Annotated in this window: 13 protein-coding genes; 11 read left to right on the top strand and 2 right to left on the bottom strand. The window is 43.3% G+C overall.

Features of this window, described 5'->3' with window-relative positions; translation table 11 throughout:
• Positions 1-127 precede the first annotated feature (127 nt).
• From DB520_RS07830 to DB520_RS07855, 6 genes are all read left to right on the top strand, one after another.
• A complete protein-coding gene (locus DB520_RS07830; RefSeq protein WP_114749133.1) occupies positions 128-1,129 on the top strand; it encodes a 2-dehydro-3-deoxygalactonokinase in 1,002 nt (333 codons plus the stop codon).
• Positions 1,098-1,733 carry a bifunctional 4-hydroxy-2-oxoglutarate aldolase/2-dehydro-3-deoxy-phosphogluconate aldolase gene (locus DB520_RS07835; RefSeq protein ID WP_114749134.1) on the top strand — a complete coding sequence of 212 codons (636 nt, stop codon included), beginning with the start codon at positions 1,098-1,100 and terminating at the stop codon, positions 1,731-1,733. The genes DB520_RS07830 and DB520_RS07835 overlap by 32 nt, the downstream gene beginning before the upstream one ends.
• A 312-nt stretch (positions 1,734-2,045) precedes the next feature.
• The gene (locus tag DB520_RS07840) at positions 2,046-2,882 is read left to right on the top strand and encodes a fumarylacetoacetate hydrolase family protein (RefSeq protein WP_114749135.1); all 837 of its coding nucleotides are present in this window, start codon (positions 2,046-2,048) and stop codon (positions 2,880-2,882) included.
• A 193-nt stretch (positions 2,883-3,075) separates the two neighbouring features.
• Positions 3,076-3,513, top strand: coding sequence for an Hsp20/alpha crystallin family protein (locus tag DB520_RS07845; protein WP_114749136.1), 438 nt, complete (start codon positions 3,076-3,078; stop codon positions 3,511-3,513).
• An 82-nt stretch (positions 3,514-3,595) separates the two neighbouring features.
• Positions 3,596-3,781: a hypothetical protein gene (locus tag DB520_RS07850; RefSeq protein ID WP_114749137.1), complete on the top strand. Its 186-nt coding sequence runs from the start codon at positions 3,596-3,598 to the stop codon at positions 3,779-3,781.
• Between the two features lie 237 nt (positions 3,782-4,018).
• Positions 4,019-5,809 (top strand): hypothetical protein, encoded by a 1,791-nt coding sequence (locus DB520_RS07855; protein WP_157971980.1) that lies wholly within the window; start codon positions 4,019-4,021, stop codon positions 5,807-5,809.
• Positions 5,810-5,973: 164 nt separating this feature from the next.
• On the opposite strand, the gene DB520_RS07860 is transcribed toward DB520_RS07855, so the two are convergent.
• On the bottom strand, positions 5,974-6,513 hold the full coding sequence (locus DB520_RS07860) for a DUF4924 family protein (protein ID WP_114749139.1): 540 nt from the start codon (positions 6,511-6,513) through the stop codon (positions 5,974-5,976).
• A 4-nt stretch (positions 6,514-6,517) separates the two neighbouring features.
• Positions 6,518-7,132 carry a DUF922 domain-containing protein gene (locus DB520_RS07865; protein WP_232834883.1) on the bottom strand — a complete coding sequence of 205 codons (615 nt, stop codon included), beginning with the start codon at positions 7,130-7,132 and terminating at the stop codon, positions 6,518-6,520.
• A gap of 156 nt (positions 7,133-7,288) precedes the next feature.
• Here DB520_RS07865 and lepA point away from each other — a divergent pair, with 156 nt between their 5' ends.
• From lepA to DB520_RS07890, 5 genes are all read left to right on the top strand, one after another.
• Complete coding sequence (lepA, locus tag DB520_RS07870) at positions 7,289-9,082, top strand: translation elongation factor 4 (protein WP_114749140.1); 1,794 nt, start codon at positions 7,289-7,291, stop codon at positions 9,080-9,082.
• A 239-nt stretch (positions 9,083-9,321) separates the two neighbouring features.
• Positions 9,322-10,221: a bifunctional 5,10-methylenetetrahydrofolate dehydrogenase/5,10-methenyltetrahydrofolate cyclohydrolase gene (locus DB520_RS07875; protein ID WP_114749141.1), complete on the top strand. Its 900-nt coding sequence runs from the start codon at positions 9,322-9,324 to the stop codon at positions 10,219-10,221.
• Positions 10,222-10,403: 182 nt separating this feature from the next.
• The gene (locus tag DB520_RS07880) at positions 10,404-11,030 is read left to right on the top strand and encodes a 7-carboxy-7-deazaguanine synthase QueE (RefSeq protein WP_114749142.1); all 627 of its coding nucleotides are present in this window, start codon (positions 10,404-10,406) and stop codon (positions 11,028-11,030) included.
• 3 nt (positions 11,031-11,033) lie between these two features.
• On the top strand, positions 11,034-12,956 hold the full coding sequence (locus DB520_RS07885; RefSeq protein WP_114749143.1) for an OmpA family protein: 1,923 nt from the start codon (positions 11,034-11,036) through the stop codon (positions 12,954-12,956).
• 314 nt (positions 12,957-13,270) lie between these two features.
• Complete coding sequence (locus DB520_RS07890; protein ID WP_114749144.1) at positions 13,271-16,249, top strand: SusC/RagA family TonB-linked outer membrane protein; 2,979 nt, start codon at positions 13,271-13,273, stop codon at positions 16,247-16,249.
• The last annotated feature ends 3 nt before the right edge of the window (positions 16,250-16,252 follow it).

Genomic DNA, 16,252 nt, shown 5'->3' on the forward strand with positions numbered 1-16,252 from the left:
ACCGACCGTTTTTATAGTAAAAACTATAGAATTAGATATATTTGGCATTAATTTGAAGCATCATTAGAGAATTATGTGTCAAAAATTGTAAATAAGGGATCAAAGTTAACCCGTTTAAAGGATATTCATGTTGTATTTTATAAGTTGTGATTGGGGAACAAGTTCTTTTAGGATCAGTTTGGTGAAATCTTCCAACTTGGATGTCCTATATCTGCATAGGAGTGAAAAAGGCATAGGCCAGGTAAATCGCAGTCTTACCGATGACCAACGCCAAACCCAATCCTTACGGGAGAAAGCCTACCTAGTCGTAATTAAAGAAGGAATTGAAGTCCTTGAAAAACAATCAGGACTAGACCTAAAAGGGACTTTGGTGATTTGTTCAGGCATGGCTACCTCCAGTATTGGGTTAAGGGAACTGCCATTTACCCCTTTGCCTTTCTCCACTGATGGCCGAAATCTCGGATTGGCATTTCTAACTGCATCTCCATTTTTTGACTTTCCATTGGTATTGCTATCAGGCTTAAAGCATTCCAGTGATTTGCTTAGGGGCGAAGAGACACAGTTGGTAGGGGTCGTGCATCAGCTAGCAGACTTTGATGGTATTGGGGTGTTTATTTTTCCTGGAACCCACTCAAAACACATTTTTGTCCATGATCACGAAGTAAGAGGTTTCAATACATTTATGACTGGGGAACTATTCGCTTTATTGAGTCAGAACAGTATTTTGCAGTCTAATGTGGAAGCAGGAGGCTCGCTAGAGGAGGATTCTGGTAAAAGTTGCTTTTTGGAAGGGGTAAAGGATAGTGAGGAAGGCAATATTCTTTCTCGGCTTTTTCAAGTGAGAACTTCTCACTTGCTAAAGGGCAGAGATCCGAAACTGAATTTTTTATATCTCAGCGGGTTGCTGATAGGCACCGAACTTCGGGGTCTGAAGGCCAATGGGGAAAAAGTTTATTTGTGTGCAACTGAACCATTGCATACCTCTTATTCCCTGTCCTTGCAAGCTTTGTCCATTCCTTCTATGGTGGTACCTCCTAAGGTGGTAGAGCATTCAGTAATTGCAGGGCAGTTTAAAATTTACAACCAAAAACTAAATCATGAAAGAAGCATTTTCTTGGGAAACATTTGAGAAAGTCCCAGTGGTAGCTATTCTGCGGCACCTTCCTTCCGCCCAGCTCCATCCTCTTATCCACTGTATGCAACAAGCCGGGGTGGGCACTGTGGAAGTCACCATGAACAGTAATGACGCGGTCTCATCCATTCGTGGGTTATCCCAAGAATTTGGAAAAACGATGAACGTCGGTGCAGGCACAGTATGCAACTTGGAGGACATGCACGCAGCCCTGGAAGCAGGAGCCCAGTTTATAGTGATGCCTATTATCCAACCCGATGTGATCAATTACTGTGTGATCCATGATATCCCGGTCTTTCCAGGTGCTTTCACTCCATCAGAAATTCATACCGCCTGGCAATTGGGGGCACATATGATTAAGGTTTTTCCTGCTTCAACCCTAGGGCCCTCCTATATAAAAGATCTTCTGGCCCCATTAAATCACCTCAAACTTGTGCCCACCGGTGGGGTCACAAAGGAAAATGTGAAGGAATATATGAATGCAGGGGCCCGTGGAGTAGGTGTGGGGAGCAGTCTTGTTCCTACTGACTTATTAAAAAAGGAGGACTGGAAAGGGCTGGAAAACCATATGAAGGAATTTGTAGCGGCCATACCCAATTAGTCCTTAAAAACTTCTTCTAAATTTTTTTCCCTAATTTTAACCAGAGGATCTAGATATATCAAAGCTATGGGTCAGACCGACTATTTGTTGATCATCCTTTCTTTTTCTATTTTCCTTATTGGTTTTAGGGACAAAAGTGAAGATCCATGCCTTCTATTTCTTGACTTTTGGTTTGTCAGGATTTGCCTGGATACATTTGAGAGGAAACGTTGCCCGCTTGTTCCTTTATGGAAAAAAAACTTTCTGTCTCTGTCTTTGTGATTGCCTTAATCCTTTTCATATTTATAAATTAAATCAAAATAACCAAGCATTATGAAACTGTACAAAACTATGGACGGCCTGGTGGCTGAAAGAAATGGGGAATTTTTTGCCCTTCCGGAAAAATCATGGGACGACTTTATCAACGACGATAACCTTGCCTCCAAACTGAGATCACTGATAGAATCACTTTCCCCTTCTGAACAAGCAAAAAGAGCTATAGAGGAACGTTTACAAGCCCCTGTAGGACAGCAGGAGATTTGGGCCAGTGGTGTCACCTATTACAATAGTAAACTTGGCAGGCAAGAAGAATCGAAAGACAGTGGAGGGGGGACTTTTTATGAAATGGTATACAATGCGGAGAGACCTGAACTATTTATGAAGGCTTCCGGGCACAGGGCCGTGGGGCATGGGGCACAGGTACGGATAAGGAAGGATTCCACCTGGGACGTGCCTGAGCCCGAACTTACGTTGGTGATTACCAAGTCCGGAAAAATTGTGGGCTATACTGTGGGAAATGATATGAGCTCAAGGAGTATCGAAGGGGAAAACCCACTTTATTTGCCGCAGGCCAAAGTATACGATGGATGTGCCGCGGTAGGCCCCTGTGTATTTGTCACTGATCAGCCTCTTCCAACAGACACTACCATCCGCCTAAGCATTGAGCGTGACGGCAAATTGGTTTTTGAGGATTCCATAGCCATATCCCAAATAAAAAGGAAGTTTACCGACTTGGTCAAGTACCTGTATAGGGAGTATTCCTTTCCCCATGGGAGCTTGCTGATGACCGGCACTGGAATAGTACCCGATCACACATTTACCCTTCAGTCTGGTGATGTAATCAACATTGACATCCAAGGAATAGGAACCTTGACTAATTCAGTGGCTTAAGGACAGGTTGTCAGTCGGTTGATTGAAAAAATGGCAGATACTTTCTGTCATTTTTTAGGCAAATAATTTCTTGGTAGGTATTGGCATTTCTGTTGCGTCTATGATCTTGTTACTATGTTAAGATGGTAAACGGTTGAAGCCCGTTAGGATAAATCTTCTGATGAGCATATTGTCAACATTAAACTTATTAACCATGGAAAATGTAGCAGTAAGAAACGAAATGAAACCCTTACAGAAGTTTTTCGACGACTTCTTGACTAGAGAATTGTTCCACAATAATTGGAACAATGCATCGCGAGTGCCTATGGTAAACATCCTCGAGACCGATGATGCCTTTGAAATCGAAATGGCTGTTCCAGGGATGAGAAAAGAGGATTTTACTATTTCCCTTGATAATCAAGTGCTCAACATTTCTGCCCATTTGGAGGAAAAGGTGGCCAACGAAGGAAATAATGAGCAATACCTGAGAAGGGAATTCAGCTACTACGCCTTCCAGCGCACTTTTAACTTACCGGAATTTGTGGAAGCTGACAAGATTAAGGCGAAATACGAAAATGGGTTACTACGGCTTTACGTACCCAAAAAGGAAGAGGCCAAGAAAAAACCTGCCAAAGCCATCCATATCCAATAGGGGAAATTAATTCTTTTTTACCACTCCGGAACTCAATGCCGGAGTGGTTTCACTCTTTTTTCCAAATCAAAAATTAATCATCATGAAAAAATCTTATTTGGACTACTATAAGGAGATACTAGTAAAGGTGAGTTTTAACCATGGATTGTTTTCAAAGGAATTGAAAAAAGCACAACAACAATTAAACCCGATAGAGAAACAAAAGCTGTACAATTGGCTGGAAATGGAAGGGATGATTACACATATTCCTTATAGGTCTACCGTATAAGGGTAAAAAAACACTAAAAATTACCTGGTTTACAGCTATTTAATGGATAACCTTGGGTTGGTTTTTTAATGGCCAACCTCAAGGTTATATTTTTATCCTGGCATGGTGCTACCTTTCAATCAGCAAAATTCCTGACGTAAGTCATTTTTCGGGATGAGCAATATTAGATAATTATAGGGGCTTCTAGGCTTACCTTTGTTTGCTGGATTATTTTCAGAATTAAATTAAATGCATATCATGCCTTCTATTCATCCATTTCACATACCCGTAATGGGCCTTGCTTTCACCATTGATAGCCCTTTGAAAGTAGCCAAATTTGGGATTTCATCCGTAGTTTCCCTGGTAGATGATCAACTTTTGGAGGATATGCGGCGGATCCATTGCAAAAAAAATCAAGTTCCCTATACAGCTATAGAAGAGCATGAGGAGGATTTCAAGGCAAGGAGGACCACAGCGTATTTAAATTTGCTTAAGCACCTGGTGGACCAGCAGGTAAGCCGGTTGAAAACGGAACCCTTTGATGGGGAGTCAGATATTTGCCGCTATTTTGAATTGCTACCTGCTAGTCATCCTTATTTTCTATTGTATAAGAAATTAGAGGAAATCCCTGTGGAAGAACGAAGTGCAATAGAACAGGAGTTGAGAGATTTTGTTCAGCCTGGAAGTATTGATGTAAACATCATGACAAAGGTGGATAAGCTGAATGAGGGCAAAGAGGGCGAAATGTTGCCTAGGGAGTTTTCTGATGCTCTATCTGCTTTGAGGGGCTTTGCCCAGAGTGACGTGAATGGTTCGGTGGTCTTTTCGGCGGGTTTGAACCCCTCCTTGTACAGCTATGCATCTCAATTCCAAGATTTTTACCTAAATGATAGGGGAGAACTCCCCAAGCAGATTATATTGAAAGTGAGTGATTTCAGGTCTGCTTTGATTCAAGGGAAATTTTTGGCCAAGAAAGGACTATGGGTTTCTGAATTCAGGATAGAGTCTGGACTTAACTGTGGAGGGCACGCCTTTGCCACAGATGGGTTTTTGGCAGGCCCTATTTTGCAAGAATTTAAGGACAAAAGGTTAGAGCTCACAGAAACACTGTTTGCCAGCTGCCAGCAAGCACTAGTAGGGATGGGGAAAGCTGAACTTCCAGTGGGAATAGCGCCTAAAATCACTTATCAGGGAGGTCTGGGCACATCGGAAGAAGCCAAATTCCTTATGCACTATTATGGGCTGGATGGAACTGGCTGGGGGAGCCCATTTCTTTTGGTTCCCGAGGCAACCTCCGTGGATGACGACACCCTGGATCGTATTATAAAAGCAAAGGAATCGGACTTTTACCTAAGTGCCGCATCCCCGCTGGGAGTACCCTTCAATAATCTGAGAACCAGTAGTGGGGAAGACCAAAGAAAAAACAGGATAGCTAAGGACAGGCCGGGCAGCCCATGTTACAAAAAATTTCTGGTTTCAAACACCGAATTTACGGATAAGCCTATCTGCACCGCTTCTAGACAATACCAACACTTACAGGTGAAGGCAAATAAGGAAGGAAGTTTGCCCGCTGCAAAACTACAAGCCATTTTGGAAAAAGATTGCTTATGTGAGGGACTGGGTGCTGCTGCTCTATTGAGTGAAGGAGAAATGCCAAGAAGAAACCTAAGTGCGGTTACGATCTGCCCAGGCCCTAATTTGACTTACTTCAAGCAACTTTATTCCCTAATAGAAATGGTGGGGCATATCTACGGAAAGGTAAAGCTGCCCATTGATCCGAATAGGCCACATGTATTTGTAAAGGAACTTCAGCTTTACATCAAATACGTTCAAAATGAACTTCATGCTTCCAGGAATTCTCTCCATCCAAAAAATATAACCTATTTCAAGAAATTTTTTGACAACCTTCATGGGGGTATAGCTTATTACCGTTCGCTTTGGGAAGAAAATCAGTTGGGGAATTTTTCCATGTTTGAAAAGTGTTCAGCCACCCTAGATCTCCTTCACTCGAGATTTTCAAGTATGATTCCAGAAGAGGCTCCTATTTAAAGTTGGATTAGGGTATAGGCATCTACAGGCTAATTTATTTTTGACCAAAACCCTTTTTCAAGGACAGTAAAGGTTGTTGACAATTGAAAATGCATGCAATAGCCTTGTGGTAGGTAGCACCGATACCGACTTGGTAATCTTTGCAGACCATTTTAGGAGAAGATTTATAGATCTGTTGTATTGTCTTTCTTTTGGTAGAAGTGATTTAAATAAGCCAACACCCTTCCGAACTTTTCTGCTGACTCAAGCAGTTCCTCTTCCACCATTTGGCCATGAAGTCTACAAAGGAGCAGGCCATATAGGCCATTTAGGCAAATTTGGATTTCATGACCAATATCCTTTCCTTTTGCGGACATGACATGATCCACCACGTGAGGTTTGGCCTCCTGATAGATTTCAAAATAACTTTTGTCTTCTTTGAGGAGTTGCCAGTGAAGTTTGGCAAGTCCATTAACTAATTGCTGAAGTTGGGGTAGGTGACCAGAATGGGCAATGCCCGCTTCTTGCATTTCTTTGGCAAAGTTGTTATACCAGATGCTTACCTCTTCTTTTTCTATCTCCTTGATGGGATATTTGTCCACTATATGTTTTTGAATAGCTTCCATATCGAAGTTATAGGCCCTAATAAGGTCTTCGATCTGATACATGTATAATATGTATTCACCTATGTTTTCCCGCTTTTTTCTTTCAGCAATTGTCTCCATTTATTTAGGGGTTTACCTCTGATTTTAATTTTGCGAGTTCCTTTTCAAAAAACTTGTCCCATTTCTGCTGTTGCGTGGCATTTCTCGGTTTTGTGGTTTCCAGGTCATAGAGCTGGTCCATTTGGTTCCATGACCGAAAATGCTTTCGTACAATCTGATTGAGTTGGTTTTTGTAGTTTTTCTTGTCAAACTTAAATCCTTGGGCATCTTTTACTATTCGGTAGCCAATAATTTGGGCAATCAAAAAGTGCCCGTTTTCATGGTGTAATACCGTGGCCTTTATTGCATCACTGGACTCGGCCAGGAAACTCTCCCTCACCTGTGACATTTCATTCTGATGCTTTACGATGGCTTCTACCTCTAGGGTCACATGGTCTGTATAGGTATTCACCTTCCTGATTTCCACATCGCAAGTGCTGAGGCACAGTGCGTTGATGGTAGACTTTCCCTGAACCTGGGGCACCACCTTAAAGTCCTCCCATCCCAAGGAGCGATTTGGGGTAATGGATACCTTTCCTGTCGGGTTGTTGTCGTCAACGGTGACTTGTGGGGGAAAGGGTTTATTTATTAAAAGACCCGCCAACACCAAAATTAATTTTAGAAGTATCGCAGAAAGCATGATTTTTAAATGAATCGTTAATGTGCTGATAATATAGGATAACCATTTGCCAAGATAGGAGGTTTCCCTATAGTGCTGAATAGCTTACTTCAATTGTGAATTAAAATTACCAAATAATATTAAAACCCTAACAATTTGCTATTTTTGCACCCAATTATGAAGATGCAAAAAATAAGAAATTTCTGTATCATCGCCCATATTGATCACGGCAAAAGTACCCTTGCAGATAGACTCCTTCAGTTTACCAATACGGTGACGGATCGAGAAATGCAAGATCAACTGCTGGACAATATGGACTTGGAGCGTGAGAGGGGGATAACCATTAAATCACATGCCATTCAGATGAAATATCCCTATCAGGGGGAGGAATATACCCTAAACCTGATTGACACCCCAGGCCATGTGGATTTCTCTTATGAGGTGTCCCGGTCCATAGCCGCCTGCGAAGGGGCTTTGCTTATTGTCGATGCCTCCCAGGGAATAGAGGCCCAAACCATTTCGAATTTGTACTTGGCCATTGGGCATGACTTGGAAATAATACCCGTTTTGAACAAGATAGACCTACCCGGAGCTGAACCCGAAGTGGTGGCAGAAGAAGTGATGGACCTTATCGGATGTGATAGGGAAGATATTATTTTGGCATCCGGTAAGGAAGGGATTGGGATAGAAGACATACTCAACGCAGTGGTGGAACGTGTACCTTCTCCCAAGGGGGACGAGGAAGCACCGCTTCAGGCAATGATTTTTGATTCTGTTTACAACCCTTTCCGGGGAGTGGAGGTGTTGTTCAGGATTTTTAATGGCAAAATTCAAAAAGGGGACAGGATTAAGTTTGTCAATACCGGCAAGGAATACGAGGCAGATGAAATTGGGGTTTTGGGTATTCAACAAAAGCCCCAAGAGAGCATGTACGCTGGAAACGTGGGTTACTTGATTTCCGGCATCAAAGTAGCCAAGGAAGTGAAAGTGGGGGATACCATAACGCATGTTAAAAGACCTTGTTCCCAGACTATTAAGGGATTTGAAAATGTTAAACCCATGGTGTTTGCGGGAATATACCCGGTGGACACCACAGACTTTGAGGAGCTGAGGGCCTCCATGGAAAAGCTGCAGCTCAATGATGCTTCTTTGGTATGGGAGCCAGAGACTTCCGCGGCATTGGGCTTTGGGTTCCGTTGTGGTTTTTTGGGTATGCTGCACATGGAAATCATTCAGGAAAGGCTGGAAAGGGAATTTGACATGACCGTAATCACTACTGTTCCCTCTGTACAGTTTAGGGCATTGATGAATAACGATAAGATCAATTTGATCAATGCACCTTCTGACATGCCAGAAGCCAACTTATTCAAGCATATTGAGGAGCCTTTTGTGAAGGCATCTATCATCACAGCGGCAGATTATGTGGGGCCGGTCATCCAGCTCTGCATGGAAAAGCGCGGGCAGATAAAAAACCAAGTGTACCTGACCGCCGATAGGGTGGAGCTCTCCTTTGATATGCCTTTGGCGGAGATCGTATTTGATTTCTTCGACAAACTCAAGACCATCTCTAGGGGGTATGCTTCCCTGGATTATGAGCTTATTGGCTTCCGGCAATCTCATATGGTAAGGCTGGACGTGATGTTGAATGGAGAGCCGGTGGATGCTTTATCGGCCATCGTTCATCGGGACAAAGCTTACGAATGGGGGAAGCGCCTTTGCGAGAAGCTAAAGGAATTGGTGCCTAGGCAAATGTTTGAAATTGCCATTCAGGCTGCCATTGGTACTAAGGTGATTGCGAGGGAAACGGTAAAAGCCCTTCGTAAAAACGTTTTGGCAAAGTGTTATGGGGGAGATATTTCCCGAAAGAGGAAACTATTGGAGAAACAAAAGAAAGGAAAGAAAAGGATGCGGCAGGTGGGTAATGTGGAAGTTCCCCAAGAAGCCTTTATGGCAGTACTTAAGTTGGATTAGCCCAGTTTTCTTTGGCTTTGGAATTGGTCCAATCCACCTTTTCAGGAAATGTACCTACTTTCCTAAACCGTTAAACTACTTTGTGTCCTAGCCGCCCAAATAGGAGAGGTTGCTTAGACACAAAGTTTTTTGTTTTACCAAATTGCAATGCGAAATTGAATTTTGCAAAAGTTAGTGAAATGCAAGATAAAATACCATTGACTCAATTTTACCGAAACCAATAACCAGATATAAACCTAATGGAAAACGAAAATCAACCTTTAATAATAGACGGTAAAAAAACATCAGCTACCATCAAGGAAGAGTTGGCCAAGGAAGTGGTGAAAATAAAGGAGGCAGGGGGCAAGGTTCCCCATTTAGCGGCGGTACTGGTAGGAGATGATGGGGCCAGTCAAACCTATGTAGGGGCCAAGGTCAAAGCCTGTGAACAAATTGGGTTTACATCTACCTTGGTAAAGCTGGAGGCAGATATTTCAGAGGAAGACTTGTTGGCAGAAGTGGACAAGATCAATGAAAACCCTGATATTGATGGGATGATTGTACAGTTGCCCTTACCGAAGCAGATCAGTGTGGAGAAGGTCACTGCCAGGATCAGACCCGAAAAGGATGTGGATGGTTTCACCCCAGCCAATGTAGGTAGAATGGCCTTAAACTGGCCCACCTACGTATCTGCCACTCCCAATGGGATACTGGAGCTGATTAAAAGGTATGAAATAGAGACCTCAGGGAAGCATTGCGTGGTAATCGGAAGAAGTCATATTGTTGGTTCGCCCATGAGTATCCTTATGGGTAGAAACGATACCCCAGGGAATTGTACGGTAACCCTGACTCATAGCAGGACCAAAAATCTTCCAGAAATCTGCCGATCGGCAGATATACTCATCGTGGCTATAGGGAAACCCGAGTTTGTGACAAAGGATATGGTGAAGCCAGGGGCGGTGATTATCGATGTTGGAATTCATAGGGTGCCAGACGAAACCAAAAAGAGCGGTTTTAGATTGATTGGGGATGTGAAGTTTGACGAGGTCGCTCCCATTTCCAGTGCCATCACCCCCGTGCCAGGGGGGGTCGGGCCAATGACCATTGCCTCTTTGTTGTACAATACCCTCATGGCAGCTCAGGGTAGGGTGTATCCCTGAATTTGGGCGGAAATTTCATGTGTTTATAATTGCTTTTTATTGGTCACATAGCCTGCCCCGAACTTGTTTCGGGGGAATCTCGCAATCTATAATCATCCCAGTGTGTGACGTGCTCGTCATGCTCGATTTCATTAAATTAAGTGGAACAGCGGTTCAATCACCCGCTTTATCAAAAATTTAATATGCAGAAACAAGAACAGGTAGCCCAAGGAACGCGGTTGCCCTTAATGGAAGCCTTCTATACCATACAGGGGGAAGGAAGTTTTACTGGTCATCCCGCTTATTTTATCAGATTGGGGGGATGTGATGTGGGCTGTGTATGGTGCGACGTAAAGGAATCTTGGGAAGCTGGGAAATGGCCACTCATAGAAGTGGAAGAAATTGTGGCTGAAGCATTAAAATATCCCGCACGACTCGCCGTTATCACAGGTGGTGAACCTCTGATGTATGATTTGGGGCCTCTTACCAAGTTGCTTAAGGATAAAGGATTCAAGGTTAATATAGAAACCTCTGGAGCCCATCCTTATTCGGGAGAATTTGACTGGGTCTGCTTTTCTCCCAAAAAGTTCAAATCGCCTCATGAGGGGATATATGATAAGGCGGATGAATTAAAAGTTGTGGTTTTCCATTCCTCTGATTTCGAGTTTGCAGAAACACATGCCGCAAAAGTAAGAGAGGGGTGTGTAAAGTTACTACAACCCGAGTGGTCAAAATCTTCCAAGTTTATGGAAAAAATCATAACTTATGTGAAAAATCACCCGGAGTGGCAAATTTCACTCCAGACTCATAAGTTCATGGATATACCTTAATGGATGAAAAAGGCTGTATTGATTTGGGGGTTTCTTATGGTGCTGCTGGTAAACGGACTATTTGCTCAGGAGTATTCCATTATTGACCGTAGGGCTATCAAGTTTTTTGAAGATGGGGAGCAGTTTCTGCTCAGGAGGCAACTGGACGAAGCGATGGCCAACTTCCAAGCAGCCTATGAAAGGAGTTCTGATTTTTTTGAGGCTTATCTCAGGCATTCTCAGGTATTGCTCACCAAAGGACTGCACCAGCAGTCCCTGGAAATCGCCGAAAAAGGGGAAAGAAGGGTTAAACCAAATAAAGAAGTACCTTTCAAGGGAAGATTTGGATGGCTGATCGTGCAGGTTTATTTAGGTATGGGGGAGTTTGAAAAAGCCATTGAAAAATTGGAAGAATCCTCTGCCTATATGGATGACAGCTTTAAGGCTTCAGATAGCTATAGAAAAAGCAAAGAGCAACTAGACTTTATTTCCACCCACCTTTCCGAGCCTTTGGCTATTACCAAGGAAAGACTTGAGGAACCCTTGAACCGGTTTAGGTTGCAATACTTCCCAGTTCTTACCGCAGATTCAAAGAAGATATTGTTTACCAAAAGGGATGGGCTACAGAACCAAGATAACGAGGATATTTATGTTTCATACTATGATGGTGAAAGTTGGACCGAACCCCAGTCGATTTCCCAAGCCATCAACACCCGGTACAATGAAGGTACCTGCACGATTTCAGCAGATGGTAATATCCTTATTTTCACCTCCTGTGATACCCCGGATTCATTTGGGTCCTGTGATCTTTACCTTACCCAACGGGTAAATGGGGTATGGCAAAAGCCTGCTAACATGGGCAAAAATGTGAATTCAAGGTATTGGGATTCTCAACCTTCCTTATCCGCGGATGGTAGTGTGCTCTTTTTTTCCTCGAATAGAAGGGAAGGCCATGGGGGCAATGATATTTGGTTTACCGAGAGATTGTCTGGCGGTGGCTGGTCGGAGGCCAGAAACCTGGGGGAAAATGTGAATACTCCCAAAGACGAAGTTTCTCCGTTTATCTTTTTTAATAATGAAATGTTGTTTTTCGCTTCTGATGGCCATATGGGGTTTGGAGGCAAGGATATTTTTGTATCGAAGTTTGATGGGAAGGAATTTGGCCCTCCAATGAACCTGGGTTATCCCATCAACGACCACAATGACCAATTGGCCTTATTTATTACAGCCCAAAAGGATTATGCTTATTATACCCAAAATGCTTTTATTGAAGGTAAGCCAGACAGCTCCTTTCTTTATCGGTTTAAATTTCCTGAGTCCATTGACTTGGGAGAAAAGATCCTCGTAACGGAAGGTAGGGTATTGGACGCAAAAAGCGGTAAACCAGTGGATGCAAAACTTTCATTGGTCAATCTTTCCAACGACAGCACCATGTATGAATTCAGGTCTGACGGAAAAACCGGGGATTTCGTGATGCTATATCCCGACAAAGGGATTTCAGGCTTGTATGTGGAGAAAAAGGGGTTCTTGCCTCGTATCTATAATGTGGAAAGGGATAGCCTAAAAAACAGGAAGAACCTCTCCATAGAATTGGAACCTGTGGAAAGCGGTAAGAACTTCGTGTTTGAGAATATCTTCTTTGATTTTGATAAGGCTGATTTGAAACCCGAGTCCATAAGCTCATTGAGTCGGTTGATGAAGTTTCTTCAGGAACATCCCGAAGTAAATATCCTTATAGAAGGCCATACCGACAATGTGGGGGGATCATCCTATAATGAAAACCTCAGTTTGAAAAGGGCGTTGGCTGTTAAGGAATACTTGATGAAGCTTGGCATTGGGGAAAACCGTTTGGAGACTGTAGGAAGAGGAGACAAGAAACCCCTAAAAGACAATGAAACAGAGGAAAACAGAGCATTGAATAGAAGAATTGAGGTAATTATTCTTTAAACTGAACAACTAATTTTTCATTATTCAGGTTATGAAATACTTTTTTTTGAATTAAATCATAAAATTCAAACTGAATCGTTAATATAGCGTTTATTCTGAGGTGCTGTTAAATGCTGTTAAACGTATTAATCGGCGACGCTCACTCTTATTAAATTAAACAAAGTTTACGAGAAAATAAAAATTCACCTAATTAAAACCACCACATAAAAAAAGGATTTGCCCACCTTGGAAAAAAACTGCTACAGATGAGTGTTTATCACCTATAAGTCTTTATGTTTCGTATATTAATAGCTCTTTAACCGCAAACTGCTTATATGAGGAAAAATTTACTTGCAATTATCTTAATCATCTTGACATCATTGGGAGTGCAGGCCCAGAGCAGGTTGGTACGGGGAACTGTTACCTCAGCAGAGGATGGGCAGCCCATACCTGGGGTTACTGTGGTTATAAAAGGTACTTCTCAAGGTACGATTACCGACTTGGATGGGAATTACGAAATTGGTGTTCCTTCCGACCGGAATATTTTGGTGTATAGGTTTGTGGGACTTCAAACCCAAGAGGTGGATATAGGGAACAGAAACGAAATAAACGTTGCCTTGGAGCCTGCAATAACCTCTTTGGATGAATATGTGGTTACCGCCTATGGGGACCAGACCCGAAGGGAAGTAACGGGTGCTATTGCGTCGGTTAAGGGTGAGATTTTTCAGGATTTGCCTATGCAGTCTTTCGATAGGGCCATGCAGGGAAGGGTAGCTGGGGTGCAGGTCACGGCTGGATCAGGCCAGCCAGGGGGGACTCTGAATGTGCGGATAAGGGGTGTAGGTTCCATCAATGCCGGCACGCAGCCACTTTATATTGTGGATGGGGTACAAATTGCTTCTGGCGGGCTTTCAGGACAAGGCTCGCAAAATGCACTTGCCTCCATCAATCCGAACGATATCGAATCCATAGAAGTTTTTAAAGATGCAGCCGCAGCCTCCATTTATGGGGCCCAGGCTGCTAATGGGGTAGTGCTTATTACCACCAAAAGGGGGAAACAAGGAAAGACAAATGTAAGGGTAAGTGTACAAGAAGGAGTCGTTCAGCCCATTGAATTATATGATGTGATGAATGCCAACCAACTTGCCTCCATAAAGCGGCAAGCCTATATCAATGCAGGACTGAACCCCGCGGATGCTGCGCAGATATACGGGAGTCCGGGGGACAGGGATTCGGAAAGTACAGATTGGGTGGATGCGCTATACAGGGAGGGCAGGCTAAGTATTTACGATGTTTCTATGTCTGGGGGGGATGAACGAACACAGTTTTTCATCTCTGGATCCCATACCTTCCAAGAAGGCCAGATCATCATGTCTGATTACCAAAGATCCACGGGAAGGATGAACCTTACCCACAGGGCAAACGAGCGATTCACCATAAACGCCAACCTTTCTCTTTCCCAACAAATAACCAATGGCAGTATTGACAGGGGTAATTTTGTCAACAGCCCTTTTGTAGCGGGATATGTGGCAAGACCGAATGTGCCCATTTATGATGAAGATGGCAATTACGCGCCTTACCCTAGTGAACATTTGTTCGGATACAATATTGTACAGGGGGTGAATCAGGAATTGAGAAGGGCCACTACTTATCAATCCGTTTCCAACTTGCAGATGACCTATCAGATTCTCCCTTGGTTAGGCTTAACCACTTTTGGGGGTATAGATTTTTCTGACAATAGGGATGAAAACAATAGGCCTTCTACCATTCCCGCCTTTGCGGCCTACGGGGGGTCTTCCACATTTACCGATCGCCGAATAGTTAATACCAATGCCAATGCCAACTTCAACGTAAACAAAAGTTTCAACGAAGTACATACTATTTCGGGGATATTGGGGTACGAGTATAAAGCGGAAACTTCCGAATCCAACACGGCTACAGGTAGGGGGTTTCCGAACCCAATTTTAAGGTACTTGCAAAATGCAGCGGTTCCCTTCGATGTGGGGGGCTTTTACACAGAGTTTAGACGCTCCGGTTTTTTTTCACAGGCCAAATATGACTATGACGATCGTTACACCTTTGACCTAACCTTGAGAAGGGATGGTTCTTCCCGTTTTGGGACGAACACCCGCTGGGGAAATTTTGGGGCAATATCCGCAGGTTGGAGGATTTCTTCAGAAAGATTTATGCAAAATGCCCAATGGGTGGACAACCTAAGGATGAGGGCATCCTACGGCATTACCGGGAATTCCAATATTGGAAATTTCCAAGCAAGGACACTTATAGGTTCTGCGGGTCAGTATTTCGGTTCAGGAGCTTTGCGCTTCAGCCAGTTGGGAAATGATTTGCTGACTTGGGAGGAGTCTGCCTCCACCAATTTTGGGGTTGATGCCACCTTGTTCAATGGCAGAATTATAGCTACGGTGGACGTGTGGAGAAAGGATAGCAGAAAATTACTTTTTGAGACCCAGCTCCCAATAGACTCCGGTTTTGGTTCTATTACCAGGAATACCGGTAAGGTGAGGAATCAAGGCATTGACTTTGATTTGCAGACCACCAATGTAGTGAAGGGTAAATTCAGATGGAATACTGCATTCAATATTTCCATCTTTTCCAACGAGCTTTTGGAATTATATGAAGGGCTGGACCGCCTGGGGAATGATTTGATTGTGGGGAAACCCATTGACTTTTATTATGCCTATGAATATGCAGGGGTGAATCCTGCCAACGGAGCACCTATGTATTTTGACGAACATGGGGAATACACCTATTTGTTGTCCGACGATGATCAGAAGTACATAGGAAGTGCTTTGCCATGGAATTTTGGTGGGCTTTCGAACACCTTTTCCTATGGACCATTGTCTCTGGAGGTGTTTTTCCAATACCAATATGGCAACTTGGCTTTTAACCAGGATTTGTACAATTTGGCCCAGGCAGGATCCATAGGTCAGGATAACCAGACTGTGGATCAAATTTATTTCTGGAGGAGGCCAGGTGATATCACCAACATCCCGAAACCCTATGAAGGGGGGAGGATACCGGGTCATTCGGGGTACCAGCAATTTTCCACCAAACAGATTTCAGATGCCAGCTATGTGAGGCTGAAGCAAGTTACTTTGAATTATGAATTACCTATGCAGATGCTCAGAAAGGCGGGAATAGATCAGGCTTCGGTGTTCGTGCAAGGATTGAATCTCCTTACCTGGACGAAATACAATGGACTGGATCCAGAAGTGAACTCCATAGGAGGGTCCACCTATGGTACTTATCCCAATTCCAAACAAATCACCGCAGGCATAAACGTGAATTTCTAAAGG

Origin of the sequence: Pleomorphovibrio marinus, from assembly GCF_003347495.1 — a bacterium.
Lineage (GTDB): Bacteria > Bacteroidota > Bacteroidia > Cytophagales > Cyclobacteriaceae > Pleomorphovibrio > Pleomorphovibrio marinus.

Bases quoted from the DNA above. Each gene is read 5' to 3' on its own strand.
- DB520_RS07845 (WP_114749136.1), top strand. From the start codon at position 3,076: ATGGAAAATGTAGCAGTAAGAAACGAAATGAAACCCTTACAGAAGTTT.
- DB520_RS07855 (WP_157971980.1), top strand. From the start codon at position 4,019: ATGCCTTCTATTCATCCATTTCACATACCCGTAATGGGCCTTGCTTTC.
- DB520_RS07865 (WP_232834883.1), bottom strand. From the start codon at position 7,132: ATGCTTTCTGCGATACTTCTAAAATTAATTTTGGTGTTGGCGGGTCTT.
- DB520_RS07835 (WP_114749134.1), top strand. From the start codon at position 1,098: ATGAAAGAAGCATTTTCTTGGGAAACATTTGAGAAAGTCCCAGTGGTA.
- DB520_RS07885 (WP_114749143.1), top strand. From the start codon at position 11,034: ATGAAAAAGGCTGTATTGATTTGGGGGTTTCTTATGGTGCTGCTGGTA.
- DB520_RS07850 (WP_114749137.1), top strand. From the start codon at position 3,596: ATGAAAAAATCTTATTTGGACTACTATAAGGAGATACTAGTAAAGGTG.
- lepA (WP_114749140.1), top strand. From the start codon at position 7,289: ATGAAGATGCAAAAAATAAGAAATTTCTGTATCATCGCCCATATTGAT.
- DB520_RS07890 (WP_114749144.1), top strand. From the start codon at position 13,271: ATGAGGAAAAATTTACTTGCAATTATCTTAATCATCTTGACATCATTG.
- DB520_RS07840 (WP_114749135.1), top strand. From the start codon at position 2,046: ATGAAACTGTACAAAACTATGGACGGCCTGGTGGCTGAAAGAAATGGG.
- DB520_RS07880 (WP_114749142.1), top strand. From the start codon at position 10,404: ATGCAGAAACAAGAACAGGTAGCCCAAGGAACGCGGTTGCCCTTAATG.
- DB520_RS07875 (WP_114749141.1), top strand. From the start codon at position 9,322: ATGGAAAACGAAAATCAACCTTTAATAATAGACGGTAAAAAAACATCA.
- DB520_RS07860 (WP_114749139.1), bottom strand. From the start codon at position 6,513: ATGGAGACAATTGCTGAAAGAAAAAAGCGGGAAAACATAGGTGAATAC.
- DB520_RS07830 (WP_114749133.1), top strand. From the start codon at position 128: ATGTTGTATTTTATAAGTTGTGATTGGGGAACAAGTTCTTTTAGGATC.